The organism is Pseudonocardia hydrocarbonoxydans (assembly GCF_006539565.1).
GTDB classification, from domain to species: Bacteria; Actinomycetota; Actinomycetes; order Mycobacteriales; family Pseudonocardiaceae; genus Pseudonocardia; species Pseudonocardia hydrocarbonoxydans.
On sequence record NZ_BJNG01000005.1, the window covers coordinates 101,650 to 117,247 of the forward strand.

Sequence of the window (15,598 nt, forward strand, 5' to 3'; positions counted from 1 at the left end):
GTCAGGCGCCCGCGACGATGACTGCCTCCGGGACGGCCACCGGTGTCTCGACCACCTCGCCGCGGATCGCGGCGTGCGGCACGACCACCCAGCAGGCGCAGCCCCAGATGCACTCCCCGCCCATCCCGTCGAACCGGATGGAGGGCTCGCACAGCATCACCCCGAGGTCGAGGATCCACGAGTGCAGGAGCAGCTTGTCGTCCCACTCCAGCGGGTCGTAGAGGTCGCGGGACGGGACGAAGGCCGCCAGGTCCAGCTTGGTGGCGCGCGGGATCACCACGCTGACGAAGCCGGCGCCCGGCGCGGTCTTGACGACCGGTGGGACCCGGGTGGCCGCGACCTCGGAGATCGCCGGGCCGACGGCCTTCGCCGCGGCCGTGGCCTCCTTGCCGGAGCCGAACACGCGCGCCTCGGCGTACTCGGTGGAGAATCCCCTGGTCAGGCCCAGGTCGCCCAGCGATCCGGCGTCGTCGAGGTCGGTGACGGTCAGGATGTTGAGCCACTTGTCGCTCTGCTCCCCGCGGATCGCCGGGTGCCACTGGTCGCCGGGGACGGCGAGCCAGTTCAGTGCCTTGAGCGACTCGTAGAGGTCCTTCCCGCCGCCTGCGGCGAGGAACTTCGCGACGCCCGGGGCGACGTCGCGCCCCTCGGGCTGGGGGACCGAGAAGAAGCCGCCGGTGAACGGGTTCTTGTAGAGGTCGCCCCACACGGCCATGACGCCCTGGTTCTTCGGGGTGTCGATCATGCAGTCCAGCTCGTTGATCACCGGGAAGAACTCGGCGGAGGGCTCGGTCGGGGTGATGCCGACGCCCACCACCCACGGCCGGCGGCCCAGCTTGATCGACGACAGGTGCCGGGCGAGGTCCACGACGATCCCGCTGGCGGTGCTGTCACCGAGCGAGAACGGGATCACCACGACCGGGGTCTTGTCGCTGGCGAGCACACCTGCGGCGAAGTCCTCCATCGCCCGGGTGATCTCCCCGTTCTGGTAGTACTCGCAGTTGTAGATCGCCTTGGCGATGGCGCGGGGCACCGGCTCGCCGGGGCCGGGCAGGGCCAGGTCGCCGGGCAGCCAGGGCTCGTAGTTCGGGTTCCAGTAGTAGCGCGGGTACTCCATCTTGAGGAACTCGCGGTAGCGGTTCAGCGAGGCCGACAGCCCGGCCCGGCTCGGGATGGGCAGGTCCACCGTGGTGACGGCGGCCGAGCCGCCCGCCGCGGCCCGGACGGCGGCCAGCGGCTCGTCGCCGATGTTCACCGCCAGCGCGGTGAAGCCGTCCGGGGCGTCGGCGAGGATCTCGGCGACGACCGCCGCACCGGCCGCGCCCAGGCCCAGCACGTGCAGCGAGAACGGTCCCTCGTGGTCGCCCGCGTGGTGGACGTTCTCCTTGCTCAGCGCCTCGATGCGGGCGAGCGTGGTGTCGTGGTCGTCGTGTCCGTGCCCGTGGCCGTGGTCGTCTGACATCTGGGATTGCACCTCTCTGGTTGATCACTCGGACTGGGGTGCGGGTCAGCAGGCGCGGGCCGGCACGGGCGTCGGCCCCGGCCGGCGGCGCCCGGCCCGGGCCCGGCGCAGCGCGTCGACCGACAGTTCTGCGTAGGAGAACTCGTGTTCCTCGTCGCCGCAGGCGGCCAGGGTCGCGCCGTCGAAACCGACGATCGTCGAATGCCCCGACCAGCGGTGCGGACCCGACCGCCCCGCCGCGTTCGGGGCCACGACGTAACAGGTGCCCAGCCAGGCCGCCGCGCGCGCCGCCCGCACCTGCGCGGCGGCCGGCAGACCCGGCTCGGCCTGGTAGCGGACCAGCAGCTCCGCGCCGTTGTACCGGCAGCGCGGGCCGGCGAGCGGGTCGTCCCGGCTGATGCTCAGGCCGGTGCGCAGCCCACCCGGACCGTCGACGACGTCGGGCGGGTCGCCACCGCGGCCTCCCGGGCCGCGCCGGTGCCGCGCCACCACCTCGCCACGGTCGTCGATGAGCACCACGGCGTGCCCGGGTTCGGGGCGGCAGCACCCGCCGCTGGTCGAGAACACCCCCCACACCCCGGCCGTCCGGCAGGCCCGGGCGAAGATCGCGACGTCCTCTCCGGGCTCGACCAGCGGGCCGGCCTCCGGTGCCGTGCGGAAGCCGTGGGTGCCGTACTCGGGGAACACGATCAGGTCGAGGCCGGGCTCACCGTGCGCCATGCCGACCACCAGGTCGGCGATGCGCAGGTAGTTGAGCCGCACGTCACCGCGGGTGCGCGGCGCCGGCACGGTGTGGCTCAGCACCGCGACCCCGACCGTCCTCACGACGAGACCGCGCAGGCCCCGCGGTCGGCCATGATCGGGCCGGCGGCCGAGGGCGTGATGTCGAAGTCGAAGATCGCCGTGGGCAGGTAGAGCGAGCAGCAGGCGTTCGGGATGTCCACCACGCCGCTGACCCGGCCCTCGATCGGCGCCGACCCGAGCAGCAGGTACGCCTGCGGGCCCGAGTAGCCGAACTTCTTCAGGTACTCGATCGCGTTGAGGCAGGCGTTGCGGTACGCGACCGTCGCGTCGTTGTAGAAGTTGGTGTTCGTGTCGTGCTCCACCGAGATGCCGATGAACGTGACGAACTCCGAGTACCGCGGCTCCACGTTGCCCGGGATGAGGATCGGGTTGGTGGTGACCCCGTAGGTCTGCATGCCGCCCTTGATCAGGTCGACGTGGAAGTCGATGAACCCGCCCATCTCGATGGCGCCGCAGAAGGTGATCTCGCCGTCGCCCTGGGAGAAGTGCAGGTCGCCGCCGGAGAACAGCGCGCCGGGATGGTGCACGGGGTAGAAGACCCGCGACCCGCGGGTGAAGTTCTTGATGTCGTGGTTGCCGCCGTTCTCCCGCGGCGGCACGGTACGGGCGCCGTCGCGGCCGATGCCGGCCAGCTCCTCACCGGTGGCGGTGCCCCCCAGCACGGCGGCCTCCAGCGGGGGCAGCGCCAGCGGCGGCACCCGGTCGGGATCGGTGGCGATCAGTGCGCGCTCCCGCTCGTTCCACTTCGCCAGCAGTCCCGGGGAGGGCGCCGTGCCGAAGAGGCCGGGGTGGGTGATGCCGGTGTAGCTGACGCCGGGGATGTGCCTCGAGGTGGCCTTCTGCCCGCTGAAGTCCCAGATGGCCTTGTAGGCGTCGGGGTACTGGTCGGTGAGGAAGCCGCCGCCGTTGAGCTTGGAGAAGATGCCGGTGTAGCCCCATCCCTGGCCGGGCGCGTCGCCGTACTCCTGCGGCGCCTGCACCGGGCCGAGGTCGAGGATGTCGACGACGAGCAGGTCGCCCGGCTCGGCCCCCTCGATCGCGATCGGGCCCGACAACATGTGGCAGCCGTCGAGGTAGACGTCGCGCACGTCGTTGGCCGAGTCGTTGTTGCCGATCTGGGAGTCGGTCCACTCGCGGCACTCGATCCGGATCGACGAACCCGGCTTGACGGTGGCCGCCGCCGGGATGTCGGGGTGCCACCGGTTGTGACCGGGCACGACCTGGTCGCGCATCGACTTGGCCTGGTCCACGCTGAACACGACATCAGGCACGGCGAACCTCCAACGATTCTTCTCGGACGGACAGGGGACGGAGCGCAGGGACGGGCTCAGGGGCGGGGCAGCCGCAGCTGGCGGGGGTCGGTCACCCGCCGCTGGACGCGCCCGGTCCGGGGCGGAGGCGAGGTGACGACGTCGGGTAGGTCGGCGCTGCGGTGCTGCGCGTCGAGAGCGGAACGGAGCCCGGTGGGCAGCGACCGCAGCGCCGGGGCAGCGAGGACCCGCCGCGCCGGCCGGGCGCACGACGGGCATTCGGCGGGCGCTCCCGACTCGCTCATCGGACGGATCAGGTCGAAGGCCCCGCAGACCGTGCAGGAGAACAGGTAGGTGGGCATCGCGACCTCCTCACGTCCAATTACTGTCATTTCAAACTATGTTGATCGGAAGTAACTGTCAACCCTCCCGACCAGGGGAACCGGCAGGGTGAGTGCGTGATCGGGCCCGGCCTGGCGGCCGACGACCCCAGGAGCGATCATGTGTCCGGACCCGGGGGAAGGGGGCGGCACGTGTCCGTGGTGCGCAGCGACGACGTGCGCCGCCCCGTACCGCTGGGCGACCTCGTGGGCCGCGTCGCGTACCGGATGACCCGTGAGGTCGAGCAGGAGCTCGCCGCCGCCGGGCTCAACATCGACCAGTGGCGCGTGCTGAACCTGCTCGCCGACGGGGCGGGGCACCCGATGAGCGAGATCGCCGAGCACGCGATGGTGCCCGCGCCGACGCTGACGAAGATCGTCGACCGGCTCGCCGACTCCGCGATGGTGTACCGGCGGGCCGACGCGGCCGACCGCAGGCGGGTCCTGGTCCTGCTCTCCGAGCGCGGCCGCGCCGTGTACGACGGGCTCGCGCCGGGCGTGGCCGCCGCGGAGGGCCGGATGTCCGGCGACCTCGACGCGGCCGAACGGAGGGCGCTGCGCCACCTGCTCGAGCGCCTGGCCGAGTAGCGCCGCAGCGGGCGGCCCGGCCCGGTCCCGGCCGCGAGCACCGCGCCGCTCCCGGCGATACCGCCCACGACCGGTGCCGCGGGCGCGGGGAGCGGCACGACGGACCCGGCGGGGTCGGGTTCGCGCTCCGTCCGGGCCGGCACGCGACGCTCGCGTGCGGTCGGCGTGACGCGGTCGCGTCCGGGACGGAACGACGGGGTCACCTCGCGCCCCCCGGGTCCCCGGGCGCTCCCCGGCCCCCCGGGAACGCCGTCCCCCGGCCGGCGGCGCACCAGTCGGCGGTGCGCCGGTGCGTGCCGAGCCCGGCGACGACGAACTCGTCGCGCCGCCCGGCCGCGACCACCCCGAGGGTCCGCAGGGCGATCGAGATCGGCGCACGGGCCGACACGAACTCCTCCCGTGGACCCAGCAGCAAGGGGCCGCACACGAGCATCCCGGAGCTCCACACCGCCGCCGCCTGGCGGCCGTCCTGGCCGAGGTATTCGGCCTCGATCCAGGCGAGCGGTGCGCGCACCGAACCGGCCTCCAGCAGGGCGGCCAGCCCGGGGGTGAGCACGTCGAACCCCGACTCCGGTCCGGTCAGCCACGTCCGCCTGTGGTGCGCGGCGTCGGGAGTGCCGCCCGGGAGCGGGCCCGTCCCCAGCACGCACAGCGAGGCGGGCGTGATCCCGGCGGCCAGCGTGGCGGTGACCGGCAGCAGCCCGAGACCGGGCACGGCCAGCGGTACGACGCGCGCGTCCGGGTGCGCCGAGGCCAGGGTCTCCAGCACCGGGAGGGACCCGACCACGGCGGACAACTCGTAGCGCAGGCCCTCGTCCGTGGCCATCGGCACCTCCGGTGTGTCGCGCATTACAGTCTATGTGAATAGTGTCAAACGAAAGTACATCGACACGATGACTGATTTACGATGGCGACGTGCGTTCGGCGGACCCGGCCGAGCCGGAACAGGGGGCGCCAGGTGACGACCAGCAGGCCCGAACATGTGGTGCGTGCCCCGCTGGACCGCCTGCTCGCGCAGGCGGAGCGGCTGGTCTCCCGCCGGATCGAGCCCACGCTCGCCGACGCGGGGCTCACCGTCGACCAGTGGCGCGTGCTGCACCTGCTGGCCGACGGGTCCGGGCGCACGATGTCCGCGATCGCCGCGGCCGTCGCCGTCCCCGGCCCCACCCTGACCAAGGTCGTCGACCGGCTGGTCGACGCGGCCGCGGTCTATCGGCTCCCCGACGTGCAGGACCGCAGGCGCGTGCTGGTGCTCCTCTCCGAGGACGGACGCGCCACGCACGACCGGCTCGCACCGCTCGTGCGCGCCCTCGAGGCGGAGGTGCTCAGCACCCTCGGACCCGACGCCGCGTTGCTGCTCGACCTGCTCGACCGGCTCGCGGCCCGAACGTGATCGACCGGCTCCACCCGCGGGTCACACGCCGCCGCTGATCTCCGCCAGCACGTCGAACTCCAGGCCGTCGGCCCGGGCCAGGTAGATGCGCTGGAGCAGGTGCCGGTTCCGTACCTGCACCGCGCCGCGCGGACCCTCGTAGGCGACCGAGTCGGACACGCAGCTCATCGCCGGGACATCCGTGCTGCCCGCGGCGGCCGCGAGGTGCGACAGCAGCGTGATGCCCTCGAAGCAGGACTCACCGGGGGAGGTGATCGCGGGAGCGGTCGGGCCCATCCGGGCGAGGTAGCGGCGCTCGAAGTCCAGCCCGTGCGCGGTGCCCAGCGCCTCGAAGAAGCCGGCCGCCGAGTACAGCTCCTCGGTGTTCGCGGCGCCCGTCGCGAGCAGCATGTTCTCGTCCATCAGCGGGCTCAGCCGCACGCACCGGTCGTTCAGGCGCATCTCGGTGAAGGCCCGGTTGAACTGGACCGCGTCCGAACCCAGCAGGAACATCAGCACACCCTGGGCGTGCGAGCGCTCCACCCGGCGCAGGGCCGGACCGAACTCCTGGGTGCCCAGGTCCACGTAGACCTCGTCGCGGATCTCCGCCCCGACCGAGCCCGCGTACGCCCGGGCCGCCCGCGCGGAGGCCCGCGGCCACACGTAGTCGCTTCCGACGAGGCACCAGGACCGCACGCCGAGCTCGCGGGCCATCCACGCCATCGCGGGACGCACCTGACCCGCCGGGGTCTCCCCGGTGAGGAACACCCCGGGGGTGCGCTCACCCCCCTCGTAGAGTGCGGTGTAGATGTAGGGCACGCGACCGCGCAGCCGCGACGCCACCGCCTGGCGGACCGCCGAGGTGTGCCACCCGCTCACCGCGGACACCGATCCCGACGCGACCATCGAGTCGACCTCGGTGGCCACCTCCAGCGGCGACCGGCCCCCGTCCACGGCTCGCAGCCGGACCTCCCGGCCGAGGATGCCGCCGACCTCGTTGATCTCCGAGACCGCCAGCCGGCCGCTCGCCCAGCACGACGGGCCGTAGATCCCGGACGGCCCGCTACCGGGCACGACGAAGGCGACATCGAGCACGTCCGTGGCCATCCGGCCTCCCCAGCTCTTCGGGTGCGACCTCTCCCGATGCGGTGAGCGCCCAGTCTGCGACCGGCGTGTTGCGGTGAGATAGACAACGGCTGCGCCGATCGAGTGGTCACTGCGCAGCTACGTGTGTTAAGTAGGCCACCATGTCCCCCCGCCGCGCCAGACCGGTCACCGACGGCTGCACCGTGACCGTCTGTCGCGGGTGCTGCTGCGGCACCGAACGCAAGCACCCCGGCGTCGACCACACCGGCCAGGTGGCCGCCCTCGTCGCCGGAGTCGGTGACGCCGGGCGGGTCCGGGTGACCGACTGCCTCGACGCCTGCGAGCGGTCCAACGTCGTGGTGGTCGGCCCCTCCCCCGCAGGCAGACGCGCCGGGGCGCGGCCGACGTGGCTGGCCAACGTCCTGCACCCGGAGACCGTGGCCGAGGTCGTCGACTGGGTGCGCGGCGGCGGGCCCGGCGTCGGCGACCCGCCCGGCCTGCTCGACCTCTGCGTGTTCACGCCCTCGCGCCGGGCCCGCATGGAAGCCGGCGAGATCTGAGCAAGAAACTTCCGTTCGGAAGTATTAAGCTGGCAGCATGGACCCCGACGTGGACGAGCTCGCCGCGCAGGCCCGCACCGACCCGGCCGGGTCGGACCTCGCCCGGCTCTGGCGGGCCGTCTACGGGCTGGGCCGCTGGTGGCTGCTCCCCACCGGTGACCTCACCGATCCCCGGCCGATGCTCGGCGTGGCCGGCGGGCGGCGCTACCTGCTGGCGTTCACCAGCGAGCGGCACGTGACGAGGTTCGCCGACGCCCGCGACGGGACCGGGAGCGGGCGCGACACCGCCGCCCTGACGATCACGCCCGCGGAGCTCACCGGGATGGCCGAGACCCTCGGCCGGTCCGGGATCGCCGGGGTCCTGTTCGACCAGGGGGTGCACGACCTGGTCGCCCCGGTCGCCGCGCTGCCGGCGATGTGGGCACGGTTCGGCTCCGCGGAGTGACCGGGTCTCAGCGGCGGGGGTGGGCCGCCGCGTAGGCGGCGGTGGCCCGCTCGAACAGCGCGGCGGTCGTCGACGGCGCCAGTACGGGGCAGCTGCTGCAGTACGGCTGCTCCCTGGCCCGGTTGACCGCGGTGCGGAAAGCCAGGCAGCAGCTCCGCCGTCGCACGTACATCCACGGCTCGCCCCCGACGCGCCGGGCGCGCACCTCCACCAGGTCGGCCCAGCCGGGCACCCGGTCCAGCCAGGCGAGGGCGTCGTCCACGTGGGCCGCCCGGTCCGCCCTCGGCCAGGACATGTGCAGCAACGCGCTCGCCACCGCGTTGGCCACCGCCCCGCGCAGCACCCGGCGCCCGGCCCGAGCCCTGCGGTGCAGCGTGTCGGCGACCGGGTCGAGGTTGCCGGCCAACAGCCGGTGCAGCACGGCGTCCTCGCCCGCCGGCCCGGACAGGGGTTCCGGCGCGCCGGCGAAGGCCAGCCTGCGCAGCACACCCCCCTCGAGGAGAACCCGGACGCGGGCCGGCCGGGGGTCGAGCAGCGCGTGGTCGCGGTGCAGGGCGGCCAGCACCGGCGCGACCAGCCGCTGGGCGTACCGCTCGAACTGCACGCCGGCGGCCACCGCGGGACTCGTGGTGCCGAGCGCCGACGCCGCGGCGGCCAGTGCGGCCGGCCCGAAGAGTTCCGGCACCTCCAGCCAGCCGGGCCCGGTGGGGACACCCAGCCGCGCGACGAACCGGTCACCGAGGGCGGCCACGCCGGTGAGCACCTCCGGCTCCCCCGTCATCGCCGACCTCCCGGCCCCGAGTCCCTCGGCCCGGAGCTCCTCAGCCCTCGATGACGCGGTGCTCGCGCTGCTCGAGCTCGGGGCGGTCGGGCCGGAACCGGCTGACGTCCTCACGCTTCTTGGGCAGCCGGTCGTTGGCGATCAGCACCGCCATCCAGGGCAGCGGGATCGACAGGACGAGCAGGGTGACCGCGAGCCAGGGAATCGTGTAGAACACCGCGGCCAGGATCATCAACGGGATGCGCAGACCCATCATGATCTTGTATCGGTGTTTGCGTGCGGCGAGCTCCTGTTCGTAGGACATCGCCGCGTCCGTGATCAGGACCGGGTTCGCCGCATGCTGCGGGTCGGCCACGGTGCCTCCTTCGCGTGCCTCGCCGGCGGCGCCGGACACCGGCGGTGACCACGGGAACCGGGTCACTCGACCGCCGCTGACCATGGTGCCACCCGCCCCGTCGCGGCGCCTGTCGACCCGGCCGGGGCGCCGGTGGCGTGCACCACCGCGTCGGTCACCGCGTGCAGCTCGGCGGCGGTGCGGGGGCGCGCGTCGGACCCGGCCGCCGCGAGCAGGCGGTGCACCGCGGGCGCCCAGGCCGGGCCCAGCCGGGCCGCGCGGAGCAGGTCGGCGTCGCCGAGGACGGCCGAGGTCTCCCCCGTCACCACCCGCCCGCCGACGACGACCGCCACCTCGTCGGCGAAGCGGTGCGCGAGGTCGACGTCGTGGGTGGACAGCACCGGGGTCGTGCCGGTGGCGTGCAGCGCGTCGAGGGTGACGAGCAGCTCCTCGACCCCCGCCGGGTCGAGCCCGGCGGTGGGCTCGTCGAGCACCAGCAGCCGGGGCGCCATCGCGACGGCCCCGGCGATCGCCACCCGCTTCTTCTGGCCGAACGACAGCAGGTGCGTGGGCCGGTCGACGAGCTCGGTGATCCCCAGTGCCGCCAGCGCCCCGTCGACGCGGGCCCGCACCTCGTCGGGGGCGAGTCCGAGGTTGACCGGCCCGAACGAGACGTCCTGCCCGACGTCGGCGGAGAACAGCTGGTCGTCGGGGTCCTGCAGGACCAGCTGCACCTGGCTGCGCAGCGCGGTGAGCCCCCGCCGGGTGCGGACGACGGGCGCGCCGTCGAGCAGCACCTGGCCCGCCGAGGGCGCGAGCGCGCCCGCGAGGAGCCGGAACAGGGTGGTCTTGCCGCCGCCGTTGGGCCCCAGTACGGCGACGCGGCGGCCGGCGTGCAGGGCGAGGTCGGCGCCGTCGAGCACCGGGCGCCCGGGCTCGTAGGCGAAGCCGACGCCGCGGGCGGCGAGCACCGGCGTCACGCGAGCACCAGCGCGGCGGCGACGACGGCGGTGACCAGGGCCGCCGAGGCCACCAGGAACGGCACCGAGAGCGGCCGGTCGTCGACCTGGACGCGCAGCGAGCCGGTGTAGCCACGCAGCGCGAGGCCCTGCTCCAGGCGGCGGGCCCGGTCGAAGGACCCGAGGAAGATCGCGGCGGCCTGGCCCGCGACGCAGCGGTAGGTGGTGCGCCAGGTGCGGAACCCGAGCCGGCCCGCCTGCGCCTCGCGCACGGTGCCCGCGGTGGCCAGCAGCAGGAACAGCAGCCGGTAGACCAGCGCCGCCACCTCGGTGACGGCCGGGGGCACGCCGAGGCGCTCCAGCCGCGGCAGGGCGTCGGCCAGCGGGGTGCTGGCGGCGAACAGGACCAGGCACAGCAGCGCGGCCGTGGCCCGCCCGGCGAGCGCGAGCGCCGCGCCGAGCCCCTCGGGCGCCCAGCGGACCAGCGGGTCGCCCCCGACCGCGACCAGCAGCGGCACCGACCCGACGACGACGAACGCCATCGGCGCCCGTACCGCCCGAACTACCTGGCGGGGCCGCAGCCGCAACGGGCCGAGCAGGATCGCCGACGCGGCCAGCCCGACGAGCAGCGCCCCGGGCCACGGCGGCAGGGCGACCGCCGCCCCCACCAGCCCCAGCGCCAGCAGCGCCTTCTCCCCCGGGTGGCGCCGCCGCCACGGGTTGGTGTGGGCCAGGGTGTCCAGGCCCGGCATCAGGTGGGGTCGTCGGGGGCCGGCACGCGCGAGGCCAGGCGACGGCGGGTCGTGAGCGAGCCGAACAGGTAGCCGAGGAAGCCGGCGCCGATCGCGGCCTGCAGCGCGAACAGCGTGGACGCCGTCTCGGACTCCGGCTCGAACAGCGGCGTGAACCACGGCTCGAAGCCGGGGTTGTCGGCCTCGATCTGCTCGACGGCCAGCCCGTCGGCCCCGCCGAACTCGGTCTCGCTGCCGATGAACACCAGCGGGACCACCGCGATGACGAGCACCGCGAGCACGAGCAGCCAGTTGACCAGCGTGGAGCGCGACATCTCAGACCTCCTGCGGGGCGGACGTGGTGGCGGGCCGGCGCAGCACGCCGAGGCGGCGCAGCTCGTCGGGGCTGACCTTCACCAGCAGCCGCACGATGAGCACGGTGAGCAGCCCCTCGCAGACCGCGAGCGGGATCTGGGTGACCGAGAAGATGGTGCCGAACTTGACGACCGAGCCGAGCACGCCCGACGTGGCGTCGGGGTAGGCCAGCGCGAGCTGCACCGAGGTCGTGGAGTAGGTGGCGAGGTCGGCCAGCGAGGCCGCGAGGAAGACCCCGACCGACAACCCGCCGCCCAGCCTGCGGACCAGCACGAACACCGCGTAGGCGACCCACGGCCCGACGATCGCCATCGAGAACGCGTTGGCACCCAGCGTCGTGATGCCGCCGTGGGCGATCAGCAGGGCCTGGAACACCAGCACGATCGTGCCCAGCAGGGCCATCACCGGGGGCCGGAACAGGATCGCCCCCAGCCCGGTGCCGGTGGGGTGCGAGCTCGACCCGGTGACCGAGGGGATCTTCAGCGCGGACAGCACGAACGCGAACGCGCCGGCCGCGCCGAGCAGCAGCTTGGTGTCGGGGTCCTCGCGGACCTGCTTCACGACCGCCCGGGCCCCGTGGACGACGAACGGGGCGGCCACGACCGTCCAGGCGGCCGCGTGCAGCGGCGGGAGGTACCCCTCGGCGATGTGCATGACGGCTCCCGGGGGTCGCGGCGTGGACGGTCGGTCGACCCTAGGTCCGCGGTGCCGCGACCTGCAAGCCTGAACAGGTCTTCATTTGTTGACGTTCATGTGACGGAGGCGTCTCCGTGGGCGTGCAGGGCCACCTCGCCCACCACCCCGTCCGACACCACGTCGAGCAGCCGCTCGGTGAGCGCGCCGGTGACGCGGTAGCGCACCAGGCGGCCCTCGCGGTGCGCCAGCACCATGCCGTGCGCGCGGAGTAGGCGCAGGGCGTGCGAGACGGCGCTGTCGCTCATGCCGACGGCGAAGGCCAGGTCGGAGACGCACAGGTCACCCGCGTGGTGCAGCGCGAGCAGGATCGAGAGCCGGTTGACGTCACCCAGCGCGTCGAGGACGGTGGCGGCCTGCTCGACCTGGGCGGTGTCGGCGAGCACCGCGGTGGCGTCACAGACCTGGTCGGGGTCGATGACCCGGACGTCGCGGCGCCTCTCGGGGACCCTGTGCACGGCCCTAGGCCTTCGCGGCCTTCGCGGCGGCCTTGGCCGCCTGCTTGAACTCGCGCACCTTCAGCAGCGACTCCGGGTCGACGACGTCGGCGACCGACCGGTGCGCCCCCTCGTCGCCGTAGGACCCGGCGGCCTCGCGCCAGCCCTCGGGGGTGATCCCGCGCTGCTTACCCAGCAGCGCCACGAAGATCTGCGCCTTCTGCTTCCCGAAACCGGGCAGCGCCACCAGCCGCGAGAGCAGCTCCGCGCCGTCGCCGACGCCGTCCCAGACCAGCGTGACGTCGCCGTCGTAGGTCTCGACCAGCGCCGCGCACAGCGCCTGCACCCGCCCGGCCATCGACTTCGGGTAGCGGTGCAGCGCGCGGGGCGTCGCGAAGATCCCGACCAGCGCGTCGGGGTCGTGGGCGGCGAGCTCGCGGGCGTCGAGCCGGTCGCGGCCCAGGCGGCGGGCGAGCTCGGCGGGCGCCCAGAACGCGTGCTCCATGGGGATCTGCTGGTCGAGCAGCATCCCGATCAGCAGGGCGAGCGGGTCGCGGTCGAGCAGCGCGTCGGATTCGGAGTCCTGGCTCAGCTGCAGCGGCACGCCCACGAGAGTAGCGGCGGGTGCATCCGAAACGGGCACGGGCGCAGTAGTCCCTCACGCAAGCTCCCCCATCCACCCCTCGAGAGGTACCTCGTGCGACGCATCACCCTCGCTGCCGCCGGCCTGCTGGCCGCCGCCGCGACGACCCTCGCCGTCACGCCCGTCGCGTTCGCCCAGGAGACCGGGTCCGTCCGGGTCGTCCACGGCATCCCGGACACCCCGGTCGACGTCTACGTCGACGGCGAGCGCGCCCTGGACGACTTCGCGCCCGGCACCAGCGCCGGCCCGGTCGACCTGCCCGCGGGCAGCCGCGAGGTGACGGTCTTCCCGGCCGACTCCGACGGCTCCGGCGAGCCGCTGCTCTCCGCCACCGCCGACCTCCCGGCCGGGGCCGACGTCACCCTGGCCGCGCACCTGACCGAGGCCGGCGAGCCGACCATCACCCCGTTCGTGAACGACGTCTCCTCGGTGCCCGCCGGGCAGGCACGGCTGGTGGTGCGGCACACCGCCGCCGCCCCGGCCGTCGACGTGCTGGCCGGCGGCGCGCCCGTCGTCAGCGGGCTGACCAACCCCGACCAGGAGGCGCTGGAGGTGCCGGCCGGCACCGTGTCGGCCGCCGTGGCCGCCGCCGGGACCACCGACCCGGTCATCGGCCCGGCCGACCTGGACCTCGCCGAGGGCACCGCGACCTTCGTGCACGCCATCGGCTCCCTGGAGGCGGGCAACCTCGACCTGGTCGTCTTCACCGTCGACGGCCTGCACAGCGCCCCGTCCGGCGTGCCGTCGGGCGCCCCCTCGGGTGCGCCGTCGGAGAGCGGGACCGGCGCGCTCGCGCTGACCGGCGTCGTGCTGGTCGCGGGGGCCGTCGCGGTGGCGGTCCGCCGCCGCGCGACCACCGCGGGCCGCTGACCGCCCCGCACCGCGCCCGGCCGGGGCGGCCGTGGGGACCCGTCCTCGCGGCCGCCCTGGCCGTCGTCGCGGGGTGCGCCGCGCCGGCTCCCGCACCGGCCGCTCCCCCGTCGCCGGTACCCGCCGCTCCCCCGGCCGCGGCCCCGGCCGCTGATCGTCTCGCGGACCCGGTCCGGGTGCGGTTGGCTGCGGTGGGGGCCGAGGCGGAGGTCGTCGACGTCGGCGTCGACGCGCTGGGCGAGATGGAGGTGCCGCTGGACGTGTCCACCGTGGGCTGGTACCGGTTCGGGCCCGCGCCCGGCGCGGACACCGGGTCGAGCGTGCTGTCCGGTCACGTCGACGACCGCGAGCAGGGCCGCGGGGCGTTCTACCGCCTCTCCGACCTGGAGCCGGGCGACCCGGTGGAGGTCGACCTGGCCGACGGCTCGGTCGCGGCCTACCGCGTCACCGACGTCGAGCGCATCGCGAAGGAGGAGCTGCCGGTCGAGGTCCTGTTCGCCAGGGACGGCGCGCCGCGGCTCACCCTCGTCACCTGCGGCGGCGACTTCGACCGCGCCGCGCGCAGCTACCGCGAGAACATCGTGGTCACGGCCGTCCCGGTGTCGGTGGAGTGACCGGGCCCGGGGGCGGGGAGCCGGTCGGGAGGTTCCTGGCCGGCGACCCGTCCGCGCTGCGCGAGCTCTACGACCTGCACGGCCGGGCGGTGTTCGGGTTCGCGCTGCGCTGCCTGCGCAGCCACCACGACGCCGAGGACGTCACCCAGCAGGTGTTCGTGCGGGCCTGGCGCGGCCGGGCCGGTTTCGACCCCGCGCGGGGCCGGATCGGGGCGTGGCTGATGGGGATCGCCCGGCACCAGATCGCCGACCGGCTCAGCGCCCGCGCCCGCGACACCGACATCGCCGCCCGCGCGGCCCGCAGCCCGATGCAGCTCCCGCCCCGCGGCGTGCCCGACCGGGTGGTCGAGGCGGTGGTGGTGGCCGACGAGCTGAACCGGTTGCCCGCGCAGCAACGAACCGTCGTACGGCTGGCATTCTTCGACGACCTGACCCACCAGCAGATCGCCTCGCTGACGGGGCTCCCGCTCGGCACGGTGAAGAGTCATCTCCGGCGCGGGCTGGAGAGGTTGCGACGACGGTGGGAGGAGGCCGACGGTGTGGCACCCCGATCCTGACCAGCTCGCCCTGGCAGCGCTGCCCGCGGAGCAGCGCGACCCGGGCGTCGAGGAGCACCTGCGCGGGTGCCCGCTGTGCCGCGGGCACGTCGAGTCGCTGCGCCGGACCGTCGACCTCGCGGTGGCCGGCGGCGCGGGCGCCGACGACGAGTTCCCGCCCGAGCGCATCTGGACCGCCATCACCGGGGAGCTGGGCGTGGTCGACCCGCCGCGCCGGCGCCGGTGGCTCGTGCCCGCGCTGGTCGCGGTCGTCGCCCTGCTGGCCGGGCTCACCGCCGGCTGGCTGCTCGGCGCCGCCCCGCCCGCCGAGCGGCCGCTGGCCGTGCTCGCCGCCGTCGACGGCACCGGCGCGACGGGGACCGCGGCACTGGTCGAGCGCGACGGGACCCGCGAGATCGTCGTCCGCGTCGAGGGCGTGATCGCCGCCCCGGACGTCGACTACCTGGAGGCGTGGCTGATGGACGCCTCCGGCACCGGGATGCTGTCGCTCGGGGCGCTGGCCCGGGACGGCGGCGGCTACGCCGGGGAGTTCACGGTGCCCGCGGACCTGCCGACGGACCGCTTCCCCACCCTCGACGTGTCCGCCGAGCGCTTCGACGGCGTGCCCGCGCACTCCCGGGAGAGCCTGGTGCGCGGCACCGTCGGCTGACGCTGCTT

22 protein-coding genes are annotated in these 15,598 nt (G+C 74.6%); 8 read left to right on the top strand and 14 right to left on the bottom strand.

All coding sequences use genetic code 11. The annotated features are described in order from the left end of the window. Position 1 precedes the first annotated feature (1 nt). From PHY01_RS03210 to PHY01_RS03225, 4 genes are read right to left on the bottom strand one after another with little or no spacing between them, the layout of a single operon-like run. Positions 2-1,462, bottom strand: coding sequence for a hypothetical protein (locus PHY01_RS03210; protein WP_141276876.1), 1,461 nt, complete (start codon positions 1,460-1,462; stop codon positions 2-4). A 45-nt stretch (positions 1,463-1,507) separates the two neighbouring features. After that, positions 1,508-2,287 carry a nitrilase-related carbon-nitrogen hydrolase gene (locus tag PHY01_RS03215; protein ID WP_141276879.1) on the bottom strand — a complete coding sequence of 260 codons (780 nt, stop codon included), beginning with the start codon at positions 2,285-2,287 and terminating at the stop codon, positions 1,508-1,510. Further along, positions 2,284-3,537 (bottom strand): formamidase, encoded by a 1,254-nt coding sequence (fmdA, locus tag PHY01_RS03220; protein ID WP_141276882.1) that lies wholly within the window; start codon positions 3,535-3,537, stop codon positions 2,284-2,286. Before fmdA ends, PHY01_RS03215 begins: the two co-directional genes overlap by 4 nt. Before the next feature lie 56 nt (positions 3,538-3,593). Further along, positions 3,594-3,878, bottom strand: coding sequence for an FmdB family zinc ribbon protein (locus PHY01_RS03225; RefSeq protein WP_141276885.1), 285 nt, complete (start codon positions 3,876-3,878; stop codon positions 3,594-3,596). Between the two features lie 171 nt (positions 3,879-4,049). Here PHY01_RS03225 and PHY01_RS03230 point away from each other — a divergent pair, with 171 nt between their 5' ends. After that, positions 4,050-4,484: a MarR family winged helix-turn-helix transcriptional regulator gene (locus PHY01_RS03230; protein ID WP_246085666.1), complete on the top strand. Its 435-nt coding sequence runs from the start codon at positions 4,050-4,052 to the stop codon at positions 4,482-4,484. A 199-nt stretch (positions 4,485-4,683) separates the two neighbouring features. Here PHY01_RS03230 and PHY01_RS03235 read toward each other — a convergent pair whose 3' ends face one another. Further along, positions 4,684-5,334: a hypothetical protein gene (locus PHY01_RS03235; RefSeq protein ID WP_141276887.1), complete on the bottom strand. Its 651-nt coding sequence runs from the start codon at positions 5,332-5,334 to the stop codon at positions 4,684-4,686. 108 nt (positions 5,335-5,442) lie between these two features. On the opposite strand from PHY01_RS03235, the gene PHY01_RS03240 reads away from it, so the two are divergent. Further along, a complete protein-coding gene (locus PHY01_RS03240) occupies positions 5,443-5,877 on the top strand; it encodes a MarR family winged helix-turn-helix transcriptional regulator (protein WP_246085667.1) in 435 nt (144 codons plus the stop codon). A gap of 21 nt (positions 5,878-5,898) precedes the next feature. On the opposite strand, the gene PHY01_RS03245 is transcribed toward PHY01_RS03240, so the two are convergent. Next, the gene (locus PHY01_RS03245) at positions 5,899-6,963 is read right to left on the bottom strand and encodes a substrate-binding domain-containing protein (protein WP_141276889.1); all 1,065 of its coding nucleotides are present in this window, start codon (positions 6,961-6,963) and stop codon (positions 5,899-5,901) included. 182 nt (positions 6,964-7,145) lie between these two features. Here PHY01_RS03245 and PHY01_RS03250 point away from each other — a divergent pair, with 182 nt between their 5' ends. Together PHY01_RS03250 and PHY01_RS03255 are read left to right on the top strand one after the other, a co-directional pair. Then, positions 7,146-7,502: a hypothetical protein gene (locus PHY01_RS03250; RefSeq protein ID WP_246085668.1), complete on the top strand. Its 357-nt coding sequence runs from the start codon at positions 7,146-7,148 to the stop codon at positions 7,500-7,502. Positions 7,503-7,539: 37 nt separating this feature from the next. Then, positions 7,540-7,947 carry a hypothetical protein gene (locus PHY01_RS03255; RefSeq protein ID WP_141276893.1) on the top strand — a complete coding sequence of 136 codons (408 nt, stop codon included), beginning with the start codon at positions 7,540-7,542 and terminating at the stop codon, positions 7,945-7,947. Between the two features lie 7 nt (positions 7,948-7,954). Here PHY01_RS03255 and PHY01_RS03260 read toward each other — a convergent pair whose 3' ends face one another. From PHY01_RS03260 to PHY01_RS03295, 8 genes are all read right to left on the bottom strand, one after another. After that, the gene (locus PHY01_RS03260) at positions 7,955-8,728 is read right to left on the bottom strand and encodes a ferric iron reductase (protein WP_141276895.1); all 774 of its coding nucleotides are present in this window, start codon (positions 8,726-8,728) and stop codon (positions 7,955-7,957) included. A 40-nt stretch (positions 8,729-8,768) separates the two neighbouring features. After that, positions 8,769-9,083, bottom strand: coding sequence for a DUF3099 domain-containing protein (locus tag PHY01_RS03265; RefSeq protein ID WP_246085669.1), 315 nt, complete (start codon positions 9,081-9,083; stop codon positions 8,769-8,771). 62 nt (positions 9,084-9,145) lie between these two features. Further along, positions 9,146-10,042, bottom strand: a complete 897-nt coding sequence (locus PHY01_RS03270; RefSeq protein WP_141276898.1) for an energy-coupling factor ABC transporter ATP-binding protein — start codon at positions 10,040-10,042, stop codon at positions 9,146-9,148. Beyond that, positions 10,039-10,773, bottom strand: coding sequence for a cobalt ECF transporter T component CbiQ (cbiQ, locus tag PHY01_RS03275; protein WP_141276899.1), 735 nt, complete (start codon positions 10,771-10,773; stop codon positions 10,039-10,041). Before cbiQ ends, PHY01_RS03270 begins: the two co-directional genes overlap by 4 nt. Beyond that, entirely contained in the window at positions 10,773-11,087 is a 315-nt protein-coding gene (locus PHY01_RS03280; protein WP_141276900.1) for an energy-coupling factor ABC transporter substrate-binding protein, read from the bottom strand. The genes cbiQ and PHY01_RS03280 overlap by 1 nt, the downstream gene beginning before the upstream one ends. A 1-nt stretch (position 11,088) precedes the next feature. Further along, a complete protein-coding gene (locus tag PHY01_RS03285; protein WP_141276901.1) occupies positions 11,089-11,781 on the bottom strand; it encodes an energy-coupling factor ABC transporter permease in 693 nt (230 codons plus the stop codon). Positions 11,782-11,876: 95 nt separating this feature from the next. Next, complete coding sequence (locus PHY01_RS03290; RefSeq protein WP_141276902.1) at positions 11,877-12,278, bottom strand: ArsR/SmtB family transcription factor; 402 nt, start codon at positions 12,276-12,278, stop codon at positions 11,877-11,879. A gap of 4 nt (positions 12,279-12,282) precedes the next feature. Further along, on the bottom strand, positions 12,283-12,867 hold the full coding sequence (locus PHY01_RS03295) for an HhH-GPD-type base excision DNA repair protein (RefSeq protein ID WP_141276903.1): 585 nt from the start codon (positions 12,865-12,867) through the stop codon (positions 12,283-12,285). A gap of 87 nt (positions 12,868-12,954) precedes the next feature. Here PHY01_RS03295 and PHY01_RS03300 point away from each other — a divergent pair, with 87 nt between their 5' ends. From PHY01_RS03300 to PHY01_RS03315, 4 genes are all read left to right on the top strand, one after another. Then, complete coding sequence (locus tag PHY01_RS03300; RefSeq protein WP_141276905.1) at positions 12,955-13,770, top strand: DUF4397 domain-containing protein; 816 nt, start codon at positions 12,955-12,957, stop codon at positions 13,768-13,770. Between the two features lie 191 nt (positions 13,771-13,961). Next, a complete protein-coding gene (locus PHY01_RS03305; protein ID WP_141276907.1) occupies positions 13,962-14,384 on the top strand; it encodes a class F sortase in 423 nt (140 codons plus the stop codon). After that, the gene (locus PHY01_RS03310) at positions 14,381-14,941 is read left to right on the top strand and encodes an RNA polymerase sigma factor (RefSeq protein WP_141276909.1); all 561 of its coding nucleotides are present in this window, start codon (positions 14,381-14,383) and stop codon (positions 14,939-14,941) included. Before PHY01_RS03305 ends, PHY01_RS03310 begins: the two co-directional genes overlap by 4 nt. Next, entirely contained in the window at positions 14,922-15,590 is a 669-nt protein-coding gene (locus PHY01_RS03315) for an anti-sigma factor (protein ID WP_170183613.1), read from the top strand. The genes PHY01_RS03310 and PHY01_RS03315 overlap by 20 nt, the downstream gene beginning before the upstream one ends. Positions 15,591-15,598 lie beyond the last annotated feature (8 nt).